This window comes from Cellulophaga sp. F20128 (assembly GCF_023015805.1).
Taxonomy (GTDB): Bacteria; Bacteroidota; Bacteroidia; order Flavobacteriales; family Flavobacteriaceae; genus Cellulophaga.
In genome coordinates, this window is sequence record NZ_JALKBA010000005.1 from 78855 (window position 1) to 91608 (window position 12754).

A 12754-nucleotide genomic window follows, 5' to 3' on the forward strand; every position below is an offset into this window, starting at 1 on the left:
AATGAGAAAAACCTTTTATATTTTAGGATTAGCAGGCATAAGCCTAGCTTCATGTACAGAAGAAACTCCTATAAATTATGCCATTGTTAGTGGTAAAATTGCAAATGCCACTAGCAATCAATTATTGGTTGCTAGCACCCTGAATCGCAAACAAACTGATACGCTTGCCCTAGGTGCCGATGGCTCCTTTACAGACACTATTCAGTCTCCCAAAGGACAATATACGATAGTCAATGATAAAAATAGAGCTACTATCTACCTCGAAAAAGGGTATGATATTACTTTTAACGCAGATGCCAAAGATTTTAAAAATAGTATTGCATATACCGGCGTTGGTTCTTTGGAAAATGATTTTTTAAGAGCCAAGGCTACAAAGGAAACAGCCTTTAAGGGTGGTGAAAACCCATACACCCTAGAAGAAACAGCTTTTAAAGAAAAGTTTAACACTCATAAAACAGAATTAAACAGCCTATTAGACAATACCCAAAGCATCTCTGAAAGTTTTAAAACAGCACAAAAAAAAGACATCAATTACAGCTATTTAAGTGCACTTTCTAATTATGAATCCTACCATAGGCATTACGCTAAAAAACCAGACTATAAAATGTCTGAAGGTTTTTTAAGTGAGTTAGATGTTCTCGATTTTGAAAACGATGAGGATTATGAAAATTCGAATGCTTATAAAGCATTGGTTCGATCAAATCATAGCCAAGTTGCGAGTAGTTTAAGTAAAAAAGATTCTATCGATTTTTATCTTGCTTCTCTTTTAACTAGTTCAAAAATTAAATCAGATAAAATCAAGAATGATTTTCTGTCACAAGCAACTACTTATATTACGTACACGGGGGATTTAGAAGCATACTATACCGCCTTTAAAGAAGTCGCAACAGATAAAGACTTAATTGCAAAAATAGATGCACAATATGCAAACCTAAAAGTTTTAACTAAGGGCAACCCTTCTCCTAAATTTGTGGCCTATGAAAATAACGCAGGAGGCACAACGTCTCTAGACGACTTAAAAGGAAAGTTCGTGTATATAGATGTGTGGGCAACATGGTGTGGCCCTTGTTTGGCTGAAATCCCTTCTTTAAAAGAGATAGAGAAAACATACCACAATAAAAACATAGAATTTGTTAGTATCTCTGTAGATAGACCAGATGCGTATGACAAGTGGAAGCAAATGATTGTTGATCGAGAATTAGGAGGGATACAACTGATCGCTGACAATAATTTTAGTTCAGATTTTGTTCAAGAATACGTGATTAAAGGAATTCCTAAATTTATATTATTAGATCCTAAGGGTACTATTGTTAATGCCAATGCCCCAAGGCCTTCTGATCCCAAATTAAAAGAGGTTTTAAATAACTTATTGTAAAACAAAAAATTAAAACTTACATCACAAAAATCCTCTTGGTAGTTTCTATCAAGAGGATTTTTTAAAAATTATTTTACCCTATGATGACACCCAAATCATAATTTTTAAACGCTTCTATTACAGAACAAGAAATCAACTTACAAACATTAACCATTTTTAACAGCAATAAAGTAAGGGTTCTTTGTTATTTTTACGTCTAATTAGATATCCATTAAACATTATATTTTGAATAAACGCACATTTTATATTCTACTAACTATTTTCACTTTAGTTTTTAGCAACGTAGCTAAAGCACAAATAATAGATCCTGTACGTTGGTCTACTTCAATTGAAAAAATATCAGAGACAGAATTCGACTTGATTATTGAGGCAACCATAGATGCTCCTTGGCATTTGTATTCTCAAATATTGGATGAAGGCGGACCCATAGCAACTACATTTACTTTTACGGAAAGTGACGACTATACTTTGGTAGGCACCCCCACCGAAGAGGAGGGGCATTCTGCTCCAGAGCCTGCTTTTAATAATATGATGGTAAAGTATTTTGAAAATTCTGCTTTATTTAAACAGCGAATCAAAATAGTAAACAAAGAAATCTCACTAGTCAATGGCGAAGTAGGTTATATGGTTTGTAACGACACCCAATGTCTTGCTCCGGTTTATAAAGACCTCGCTTTTAGCTTTAATACTTCAAAAGCAACAACGACAACTACAACCACGAACAAAGCAACAGACAAAGCGGCTACAAAAGGTGAAAAGAAAAAAGGGTTGTGGAACATTTTTTTATTGGCCTTTGGAGCTGGATTTATAGCCATATTTACACCCTGTGTTTTTCCAATGATACCAATGACAGTAAGCTTCTTTACCAAACAAAGTAAAAGCAAGGCTGCCGGAATTAAAAATGCATTTATTTACGGTTTATCTATTATTGTAATTTACGTCCTCTTAGGTACCATTGTTACCGCTATTTTTGGTGCCAGTGCACTTAACGAACTGTCTACCAACGTCTGGTTTAATGTTATATTCTTTTTTATACTTGTTTTATTTGCCTTTTCTTTTTTAGGGGCATTTGAAATTATGTTGCCTAATTCTTGGGCTAATAAAGTAGACAAACAAGCCGATAGAGGTGGCTTAACGGGTATCTTTTTTATGGCCTTAGCTTTGGCTATTGTGTCCTTTTCTTGTACAGGTCCCGTTGCTGGCTTTGTATTGGTAGAAGCTGCAACCAAAGGAGGAATATTCCCTATCATAGGTATGCTTGGGTTTGCACTTCCAATTGCGTTGGTATTTATGCTATTTGCAGCCTTCCCAGGATGGCTTAACTCCCTTCCAAAATCTGGTGGCTGGTTAAATTCTGTAAAAGTTGTTTTAGGATTTTTAGAATTAGCCTTAGCCTTTAAATTCTTATCCAACGCCGATATGGTTTTACAATTACACTGGTTAGAACGAGAAGTATTTATCGCCATTTGGATTGCTATTTTTGCAGCATTATCCTTCTACCTATTCGGAAAAATACAATTGCCGCATGATTCTCCATTAAAACATATTTCTGTAGGTAGGTTAAGTTTAGGCTTACTCACCTTAGCATTTACAATCTATATGATTCCTGGGCTATGGGGAGCACCTTTAAACTTAATTAGTGCTTTTCCACCTCCACAACATTATAGCGAGTCTCCTTACGGTGTAGGCTATACAAGATCTGGTGGTAGTGCTACTCAATTACAAGAAATCCCGGACGGGGGTCATTTAATGGCTCCTCACAATATCCTTGCCTTTAACGACTATGAAAAAGGATTGGCTTATGCTAAAAAAGTAAATAAGCCTGTTATGTTAGATTTCACAGGTCACGCTTGTGTGAACTGCCGGAAAATGGAACAAAACGTATGGGTCAAAGACAAGGTTTTAACCATCCTAAAGAATGATGTAGTGTTGATTTCTTTATATGTTGATGAGAAGCTGAAATTTGAAGGAGAAGCGCCAGATTCTAAACTACGACCTGGTAAAAAATTACGCTATACTGGGCAACAATGGAGTGAACTACAACAGATCCGTTTTGGAACCAATGCACAACCCTATTATGTTTTAATGGGGCACGATGAAGAAAATTTAAATGAAGCTGTTGGTTACACTCCAGATGTAGAAGAATACCACCTCTGGCTTGAAGATGGTATCACTAATTTTAAATCAAAATAAAAATTTGGTATATTAATTGTGTACTTTATAGAAACTAAAAAACTTAGAATGAAAAATAACATCCTAATAGCAGTCGTTTTAGCATTTAGCATCAGTGGGTATTCACAAATACTAAAACCCGTAAAATGGAACACTACGGTGAAGAAAATATCCAGTATAGAATATGATCTTATTGCTACAGCAACAATAGATAAAGGATGGCATTTATATTCACAATCTGTTCCTGAAAACGGACCTATTCCAACTGTTTTTATTTTTGAAGAAGCAGACAACTATACCCTAGTTGGAAAAACAATGGAAGGTAAAGGTCATGTTATTGATGACCCTATTTTTCAAATGAAAATAAAATATTTTGATACCAAGGCAAGCTTTACGCAACGCATAAAAATAACGAAGGCCGGAAAAGCAAAAATTATTGGTGAAGTAGAATTTATGGTGTGTGATGACAGTAGGTGTTTACCTCCCGATTATATCGATTTAGAGTTTACTATAGAATAGGTAACCCCTATTTTAGATACTAAAAAAGGAGCATTGTATACCATCAATGCTCCTTTTTTTGTTGTAAATAGTTGCGTACTGTTTCTGTAATTGGCAACCAAATCCATATTATTTTTCAAAAGCCTTTTTCATCTACTTGCAACGCTCTTAAAATTTCTTAAATTTGCAGGGAAACAAGTATAGCATTTAATGTATGGGAAGAGCGTTTGAGTTTAGAAAAGCACGTAAAATGAAACGTTGGTCTGCAATGTCTAAAGCGTTTACACGTATTGGAAAAGATATTGTTATGGCGGTAAAAGAAGGCGGACCAGATCCCAATTCTAATGCGCGTTTACGAGCTGTAATTCAGAATGCAAAGTCGGTTAACATGCCCAAAGACAATGTTGAGCGTGCTATTAAAAGAGCATCAGACAAAAGTTTGGGCGATTTTAAAGAAGTGCTCTTTGAAGGTTACGCTCCCCACGGTATTGCAATTTTAGTAGAAACTGCTACTGATAACAATACAAGAACTGTTGCTAACGTGCGCAGTTACTTTAACAAATGTAACGGAAGTTTGGGGACCTCTGGTTCTGTAGAATTTATGTTTGATCATACTTGTAACTTTAGAATCCCTGCAGAAGGCTTGGATCCGGAAGAGCTAGAATTAGAGTTGATCGATTTTGGAGCAGAAGAAGTTTTTGTTGATGATGATGGTATTCTAATTTATGCCCCTTTTCAAAATTTTGGAGACATACAAAAAGAATTGGAAACTAGAGAATTGGAAATATTATCATCTGGTTTTGAACGCATCCCACAAGTCACAAAAGAATTGAATGAAGAAGAGGCTGCCGATGTTGAAAAGTTATTAGAAAAATTAGAAGAGGATGATGATGTACAGAACGTATATCACACTATGCAAGAATAAAATCTACTTATTTTTCTATAAATTCAGGACAATCCAATCGAATATCAGTAGACACTAAGGTTTTGTTTAAAAGGTTGCAATAATCTTTGGATTCCTTTTTGTCGTAAAAGGAACAGCCAAAACAAGTACGTTGTACCGTTAAAATTCCATTCCTATTTAACTGATAAATCAATTTACTCAGGGTAGAAAACATAGCATCCAATTCAGTTTTATCAACCGTATCTATGGTTTTTTGTAAGGGTTCGCCTAGGTTTTTAGTTTCAGAAATAATGGCTTGTCCTACTGCGGTTAAAATAATGCTATAGCTTCTACTATCTGAATTGGAGTAATCTTTACGAATCATTTTTTTTTGATGCAAGACTTTTATCGCATCACTAATAGTTGGCTTTGTAACATTAAACTCTTTCGCCAAATAACTTACGGTACATAATTCTTGCTTATGATAGGCACTAAAGGTGAGGATCTGAATCTGAATTGGGCTTATCCCTAATTGCTTTGCTTTTTCCCATAGCAATACTTTAAAAGCTTCTGCTATACGCTCTAAACCAACAACTATTTTACTAGAGGTACTTGTTTGTTGATTTACCGGATTAAATACACTTTTGCTCATATAAAATATGCCTGCCAAGATTTAGTTGACAGGCAAAGTTAATCATCTTACTTAAATTAAGTACAATTTTCCATTTCTAGGATATAGTAACCTTCTCTTTCAATTGCATAAAGCACTTCATCAGTGGCCTGCTCTATATGGCAAAATCTACATTCTTTTGCTGTGAGCTGAGCTGTTTTAAAAGACTTTTTATCTAAGTAGCGTTTTCCAAAATTAAAAATCTGGTGTTCATCTTTAAGACTACTAGGTACCAAAATATCAAAATGCATTATTTTCCCATCCTTTCTTTCTACATAGGTATCCCAAACTGAAATTTTCATAAGTATACTTTATTAAGTTCTGTATTGGCAAAAACTATCCTTTTACATCTGCCATGGATGCTCCGAAATTAATATGCAAAACATTTCCTGTACTAGTAAAAAGGGCTGGAACAGATTTTACGCCCCGCTGCTCTGCTTCTGAAATACGTGATTTTTGTTCCCCTAAATGAACAACTTCCACCTTGTTAGAACCAATTAAATCTACAATTTCATTTTCTGCACTAATACAAACAGGACATCCTGCATGGTAAAATATTGACTTTTTCATTGTACAACTATTTAGATTATAGCAAAATTGCTAGGTAAATATAGTAAGGATTCCTAACTAATAAAAATAAATTGTACACTTATTCATTTTATACACTATTTATGTGTTTCTGGGGACCTTACCTTTAATATCTTTATAGAAGGCAGCATACACTTTAAAATCAGCTTCTATATCCTCTGTTGGAAATACAGGATTAGAGAATTTTATAGATTTGGTACCGTAATCAAAGGCCACCATAACTATGGGCACCTCCGCTTCCTTGGCGATATAATAAAAACCCGTTTTCCATTTAGCCACCTTACTTCGTGTTCCTTCTGGTGCTAAGGTTAAATGTATTTTTGGTGTACTTTTTATCAAGGCAGCACAGGCCGACACAAAATTATTGCTTTTAGTACGGTCTATGGGCATGCCGCCTTGCCATCTAAAATACCAACCATAAGGCCATTTAAACAGGGCTTTCTTGCCAATAAAATTAAATTCTTCATTCAGTACTTTACGAATTAGAAGTCCCAATAAAAAATCTAAATTGCTGGTATGCGGAGCTATTATTACTACGCATTTATCTATTTTAGGAAAGAATCCATCTAGCTTCCACCCCATAATCTTATAATAAATAAATTTCGCAATGCTATGCATAGGCTTTAGATTTAAAACGGTTGTATTAAAGTATGAAAAAAATCTACTCTTTCTCTAATTGATATATATAATGCATCTTTTTAGTGATCAATGACTTGGGAATGTTTTTAAAGATGAAATTCCGAACCGAAGATCCAAACCCCATATGGGCAACTTTACCCGTAATCCAAGACTGTTTTACAATTGACATTACTTTTTTAAATCGTAAATCTTGAAATTCTTGAAACACATTTAGTGCGCTATCTTTTGCTATTAGTTTAGCTAAGAAATAAGCATCTTCAATTGCTTGCGCCCCTCCTTGCCCCATATTAGGGGTTGTTCCATGGGCCGCATCACCCAGCAAACAAACCTTGTTTGCATGCCATTGTCTCAAAGGCTTAATATCTATGATATCATTCCGAACAATATTACTTACCGCTGTGTTTGAAATAAGTGCTGCAACCTCTTCTGTATACCCTGAATACAATTGGATTAACTCCTGTTTTAGGGTTTCTGTATTGTCTTCTAAAAATGGTTTACTTTTTATAACTGCAAACCAAGAGGTCTCATTTTTTGAAAGTTTAGAAATTCCAAACCTAGTTTGGTTTCCCCATAACTCCATTCCTCTATGATTAAAATCTTCAGCTAAGGCATAATTGGTGACACCGCGCCAACAGGTTTGTCCGCTATATCTTATGGTACTTTCTGGAAACAATTGGTTACGCACTACCGAATTTATACCATCAGCTCCAATGATATACTTAGAATCTGTGGTAGTCCCATCTAAAAAAGTAAGCCGTACACCACCATCTATTTCAGAAAACTTCGCCAGGCCCCTACCCCAACTTATTTTATCTGAAGGTACATTGTTCGCTAATATTTTTTGCAACGTTGCCCTATGTATGGCAATCGTAGAAAATCCGTATTCTTCTTTAGCCTCATCTTGCATACTATCGGCAAGCACATCTAATGTGGCCGTTGCAATGGTTATACGATCAATAGCATTTCCGGCTGCTGTAATTTGTTGCAATACACCTAGCCATTGCATCACTTTTAAAGCATTTGGTGCTAACCATATTCCCGCTCCTACCGTATTTATACGATCTGATTTTTCGTACAAACGATAAGGTATGTTTAACTTTTCAAAAGCCAAAGCCGTGGTTAAACCACCAATACCTGCACCAATTATAGCATACATATTCTATCTGTTTTTGTTTTGCCAATTCGTATAAAAAAAGCCGAAAGTATAAATACACTTTCGGCTTTTCAAATTTTACAAAATTGTACTTATATTTTCTGATAAATAGACTTTAATTTTTCTGGAGTGGCCGTTTTTTTCCAGTCCTTCCCTAAAGCATTTTCCCATAAAGGCTCTAAGCTTAGGGCAACATTAATCATGGTTGTAAACTCGTCTTCTGTAAGATCTTTACAAATACCTGTTGGCAATGTAATATTGTGTTTTTCCATCATTTTATAAAACAACTTTACCCCTTCAGGATAAAACTCTTGCAAATGATTAAAGACCAAACAATTTCCTATACCATGCTTCACCCCTAAAAGATAAGACAAGCCATAGCTTAATGCATGTGCTACCCCTACTTGAGAATACGCAATACTCATACCTCCGTGCCAAGATGCCATCATTAATTTATCTCTAGATTCTGCTTCGGGTATATCTTTAAGATACACATCATTACAAAGTTCCATCGCTTTTTCACCATAACTCTGACTAAACGCATTTAAAAACGTACCTTCTAACGACTCCACGCAATGAATATAGCAATCCATACCTGTATAAAACCATTGGTCTTTAGGTACGCCTTGGGTTAATTCTGGATCTAAAACAACCTGATCAAAAGGTGTATAATCTGAATTGATTCCTAATTTACGTTCTGGACCTAACAATACTGTTGTTCTTGATACTTCTGCTCCAGTACCACTTATGGTTGGGATACCTACGTGATAAATAGCTGGATTTTTAACCAAATCCCACCCTTGATAAGCTGCAGAGCTTCCATTATTGGTTAGCATAATAGCTACGGCCTTTGCCATATCTAATAAGGTACCACCACCAATACCTAGAATACCAGAAGGCAGTTCATCATATTCGGTCTTGATCTGCTCTACAAGCGCATCTACCTGATATGTTTTTGGTTCTTGTTCTGCTGAAACAAAAATGATTTTATCATTTTCTGACAACGGAACTCGATCTGCTAATGCTTTCCCTTCAAAAACATCATCAACTAAAAATATAAAAGGTGCCGTAACACTCTTGCGTTTTAATTTTAAAATATCGCCTAATTGGCTAAAGCTACCGTGTCCGAAAATTACTCTAGGAACCATCGGGAAATTTCTATATGCTGTCATAGTACTACATCTATTTTTGTATTACAAATCTAAGTAAACCTATTTGGTTTTTATAAAATTATACTTATTATTCCTGTTTTAATAAAGTTAAAATATCTTCAATCTTATGTAAGGTAAGATATTCATTTGTTTCTTCCTCGGTCGAAACCATTTCGTGCTCCCATGTTGTATGAAAGGGTATATGAATTGCCGAAGCACCTATTTTAACGATAGGTAACACATCAGATTTTAAAGAATTCCCCAACATTAAAAACTCAGAAGGATTAATTTGAAGGTGATCCAACAAGTCTTTATAATTTTCTTCTTTCTTATCACTTAATACTTCTACATGGTGAAAATATTTTTTTAATCCTGAGCGTTCTAATTTTCGTTCTTGATCTAATAAATCTCCTTTCGTTAAAACGATTAGCCGATACCTAGATTGTAGTTTTTGCAAAACCGTTTCTACACCGGCTAAAAGGACTACCGGTTGCTCTAACATTTCTTTGCCAATATCTAATATTTTGGACAATACAACATTGGACACCTTATTGTTGGATAGTTCAATAGCAGACTCTATCATAGACAAAACAAATGCTTTTATGCCGTAGCCATAGCGTCCTAAATTTTGCATTTCCATTTTAAAAAGCTCCTGGTCTATTTTATTTTTGGTTTCATAACCGTCTAATAATTCGGCGAACCTTTCTTCTGCTTCCCTAAAATAGGTTTCATTTACCCAGAGGGTATCATCCGCATCAAAACCAATAACTTGTATTGTTGAAAAATCTACTTCCATTTTTTTTGGGCTCTTTCTAAATCTTCAGGGGTATCTATCTCTATGCCTGATGTATTATCTACAATCATTTTAATTTTTTTACCATATTCCAAATACCGGATACATTCAATTTTTTCTGATGCTTCAAGTGGCAACATGGGTAGTTTGTAAAAATCCATCAGCGCATCTTTCCGAAATGCGTACACACCTTTGTGCTCGTAATATTTGAGTCCAACATCTTTTTCACGTTGATACGGAATGGGGGAACGTGAAAAGTACAATGCAAAATTTCGATTATCGCAAACAACTTTGACAAAATTTGGATTCTTAATATCCTCTTCGTCCGTAATTTCTGCCATAATCGTAGCCAAATCTATTTCCTTGGCTACATCATTCTTAAAAACAGCTAATAACTCTTCTAAACCTTCTTTGGGTGTAAAAGGTTCATCACCTTGTATGTTAAAGACAATATCAACATCCATGTCTTCTACTGCTTCTGCAATACGGTCGCTGCCACACTCATGTTCTTTGGTACTCATAATAGCATTGCCACCAGCATTGGCAATGGTTTTATAAATGGTATCACTATCTGTAACCACAAAAACATCATCAAACAGATTGGTATTAACAGCCGTTTCATAGGTTCTTAAAATTACTGGCTTACCAGCTAAATCCTGCATTAGTTTACCAGGAAATCGAGATGCCGCGTAACGTGCGGGAATCATTGCAATAATCTTCATGTATGTCTTTTTCTATTGTTTGAGTTTCGGTCGTAATTTTCTATAAATACTAAAAATAATAGCCAAAATAATGATCACCAATACCGCACCAATTATAGGTGCAAAGATAGATGCTGTTGTCACCACTACGGCTGTTCCTGTTTCTACTGTTGCCACCAACGGGTTTGCCAAACCTCCTGTAGTAGCTGTAGATGTTAACCGCGTAGCGGCAGAGGTACCTTTAATAGCTGTTGCTGTACCGCCTCCAGCAATAATTGCCAAAGACCAAGTAACTACGGGGTCTAAATTAGCCACCGTAGAAACCATAACAGCTGTACCCGCTATTGCAGCTAATGGCACTGCGGCAGTATCCAATAAATTATCTACCCACGGAATAAAATAGGCAAAGATCTCAACCAAGGTTGCAACCCCTAATACCACCAAGGCAGGTAAACTGCCAATCCAATCCCAATTATCATTTAAATTCCAAACATCAAAATAAGCAGCCAAACTCAATGCGAACAAAGGTAAAAAAACCCTAAACCCTACTGAAGTTGCCAATCCTATGCCTAAAAATATACTGATAACGGTTTCTGATGTCATTGTATTTGGTTTAATAAGAGCTTACCACTATACCTTAATCTACCTGCTCTTATACATTAACTATCCCAAAAATAGTTTATTCCCAATCAAGAAAAAAATCGTTTGGAAAACCAATGAGATAGAGTTTCTTTTTTGCCCTGGTCATGGCTGTATACAACCAACGCAAATAATCCTTATCTATGCCATTAGGTAGGTATGGTTGCTCTACAAAAACGGTGTTCCATTGCCCTCCCTGAGATTTATGACAAGTAATAGCATATGAAAATTTAACCTGTAAGGCATTAAAGTATTTGTTGTTTTTAACGGCTAAGAACATTTTGTATTTTGAAGTTTCGTCGGCATAATCCAACATAACTTCTTGGTACAATCTATTCCCCTCTTCATAGGGTAGCGATGGTGTTTCAGCCTCAATGGTATCTAACATCAAAACAGTTTCAAAGGGAGGTTGGTTGGGATAATCGACCATTTTCACTTGTACTTCTGCAAATTTAAAACCGTACAATTCTTTTATAGCGAAAATTTCCAAAACTTCTATAATATCTCCGTTAGCGATAAAGCCAGCTTCCGTTGTGGGTTTTATCCAAAAATAATTATTTTTTACCACCATCATATAATCGCCCGGAGCAATTTCGTTCTCCAAATACAAAATCCTACTACGAATATTACCATTGTATAAATTAGCCCTTTTGTTAGAACGTACTATAAAGGCCGTTTCTTCTTTCCCATTTTGAGAATAAGAATCTTCAATGGCTTCAAGAATATCATTCCCTTCAATTAAACGCACGATATCGGTATACGGATTGACATCAAATTTAAAATCGTCAAAAAAACTCCCATGAATTTGCTCCCTTAAATTGGTAGCGTTCATTAAAATACCAGAATCTGAAGCCTGTCGCATTACTTCATCAAGCTCTACCCGAATTACTTCTTTATCGTAATTAAGGGCAAGTTTATCTTCATCCAAGGCAGGACTCAAATCTAGCTTAACAGGTGGTAACTGGGCGGTATCACCAATTAAAATTAGTTTGCAATTATGACCAGCATACACATACATCATTAAATCATCTAAAAGTGAACCATTTTCAAATAGCTTAGAATCAGCCGGTGAATCTGGGATCATTGATGCTTCATCTACCACAAAAACGGTATTCCTATGCTTGTTGGGGGAAAGTACAAATTGAATGCCGCCACCACGCTCCTTTTTAGGAAAGTATATTTTTTTATGAATGGTATATGCCTTGGTATTGGAGTAACTAGACATCACTTTTGCAGCTCTCCCTGTGGGTGCCAACAAAACAGCCTTCATCTTAACATTCCAAAGGTTGGTAACAATGGTACCTATAATTGTGGTCTTACCCGTACCTGCATATCCTTTTAATAGAAATAATTCATTTTTTTCTTTTGACACTAAAAATTGAGATAACTTTTCTAAAGTCACCAATTGTTTCAATGTTGGTTCAAAAGGAAATTTTTCTTTTAAAAGCTTGAAAAATGAAGTTGAAGTAAATACATCCATAAGTCTCCAAAG

Annotated in this window: 14 protein-coding genes; 4 read left to right on the forward strand and 10 right to left on the reverse strand. The window is 35.5% G+C overall.

Translation table 11 applies throughout. The annotated features are described in order from the left end of the window. The first annotated feature begins 1 nt into the window (after position 1). The 4 genes from MWU65_RS06910 to MWU65_RS06925 all read left to right on the forward strand — a co-directional run bounded on the left by MWU65_RS06910 (position 2) and on the right by MWU65_RS06925 (position 4970). Positions 2-1375, forward strand: coding sequence for a TlpA disulfide reductase family protein (locus MWU65_RS06910; protein WP_247076464.1), 1374 nt, complete (start codon positions 2-4; stop codon positions 1373-1375). 225 nt (positions 1376-1600) lie between these two features. Then, positions 1601-3568, forward strand: a complete 1968-nt coding sequence (locus MWU65_RS06915; protein ID WP_247076465.1) for a thioredoxin family protein — start codon at positions 1601-1603, stop codon at positions 3566-3568. A gap of 48 nt (positions 3569-3616) precedes the next feature. After that, entirely contained in the window at positions 3617-4066 is a 450-nt protein-coding gene (locus MWU65_RS06920) for a protein-disulfide reductase DsbD domain-containing protein (RefSeq protein WP_247076466.1), read from the forward strand. Positions 4067-4259: 193 nt separating this feature from the next. Then, positions 4260-4970 carry a YebC/PmpR family DNA-binding transcriptional regulator gene (locus MWU65_RS06925; protein ID WP_247076467.1) on the forward strand — a complete coding sequence of 237 codons (711 nt, stop codon included), beginning with the start codon at positions 4260-4262 and terminating at the stop codon, positions 4968-4970. Between the two features lie 7 nt (positions 4971-4977). Here the strand turns inward: MWU65_RS06925 and MWU65_RS06930 are convergent, their stop codons facing one another. From MWU65_RS06930 to MWU65_RS06975, 10 genes are all read right to left on the reverse strand, one after another. Next, positions 4978-5580, reverse strand: a complete 603-nt coding sequence (locus MWU65_RS06930; RefSeq protein WP_247076468.1) for a MarR family winged helix-turn-helix transcriptional regulator — start codon at positions 5578-5580, stop codon at positions 4978-4980. Positions 5581-5636: 56 nt separating this feature from the next. Then, on the reverse strand, positions 5637-5900 hold the full coding sequence (locus MWU65_RS06935) for a DUF2024 family protein (RefSeq protein WP_247076469.1): 264 nt from the start codon (positions 5898-5900) through the stop codon (positions 5637-5639). A 34-nt stretch (positions 5901-5934) separates the two neighbouring features. Then, the gene (locus MWU65_RS06940; RefSeq protein WP_247076470.1) at positions 5935-6168 is read right to left on the reverse strand and encodes a thioredoxin family protein; all 234 of its coding nucleotides are present in this window, start codon (positions 6166-6168) and stop codon (positions 5935-5937) included. Positions 6169-6267: 99 nt separating this feature from the next. Beyond that, positions 6268-6804 carry a 1-acyl-sn-glycerol-3-phosphate acyltransferase gene (locus MWU65_RS06945; RefSeq protein WP_247076471.1) on the reverse strand — a complete coding sequence of 179 codons (537 nt, stop codon included), beginning with the start codon at positions 6802-6804 and terminating at the stop codon, positions 6268-6270. A gap of 43 nt (positions 6805-6847) precedes the next feature. Further along, on the reverse strand, positions 6848-7981 hold the full coding sequence (locus MWU65_RS06950; RefSeq protein WP_247076472.1) for an FAD-dependent monooxygenase: 1134 nt from the start codon (positions 7979-7981) through the stop codon (positions 6848-6850). 89 nt (positions 7982-8070) lie between these two features. Beyond that, complete coding sequence (locus MWU65_RS06955; protein WP_247076473.1) at positions 8071-9150, reverse strand: iron-containing alcohol dehydrogenase family protein; 1080 nt, start codon at positions 9148-9150, stop codon at positions 8071-8073. A 67-nt stretch (positions 9151-9217) separates the two neighbouring features. Next, positions 9218-9925: an HAD family hydrolase gene (locus tag MWU65_RS06960; RefSeq protein WP_247076474.1), complete on the reverse strand. Its 708-nt coding sequence runs from the start codon at positions 9923-9925 to the stop codon at positions 9218-9220. Next, entirely contained in the window at positions 9916-10644 is a 729-nt protein-coding gene (kdsB, locus tag MWU65_RS06965; RefSeq protein WP_247076475.1) for a 3-deoxy-manno-octulosonate cytidylyltransferase, read from the reverse strand. Before kdsB ends, MWU65_RS06960 begins: the two co-directional genes overlap by 10 nt. 12 nt (positions 10645-10656) lie before the next feature. After that, positions 10657-11226 (reverse strand): DUF4126 domain-containing protein, encoded by a 570-nt coding sequence (locus tag MWU65_RS06970; RefSeq protein ID WP_247076476.1) that lies wholly within the window; start codon positions 11224-11226, stop codon positions 10657-10659. A gap of 76 nt (positions 11227-11302) precedes the next feature. Next, positions 11303-12742, reverse strand: a complete 1440-nt coding sequence (locus MWU65_RS06975; protein ID WP_247076477.1) for an ATP-binding domain-containing protein — start codon at positions 12740-12742, stop codon at positions 11303-11305. Positions 12743-12754 lie beyond the last annotated feature (12 nt).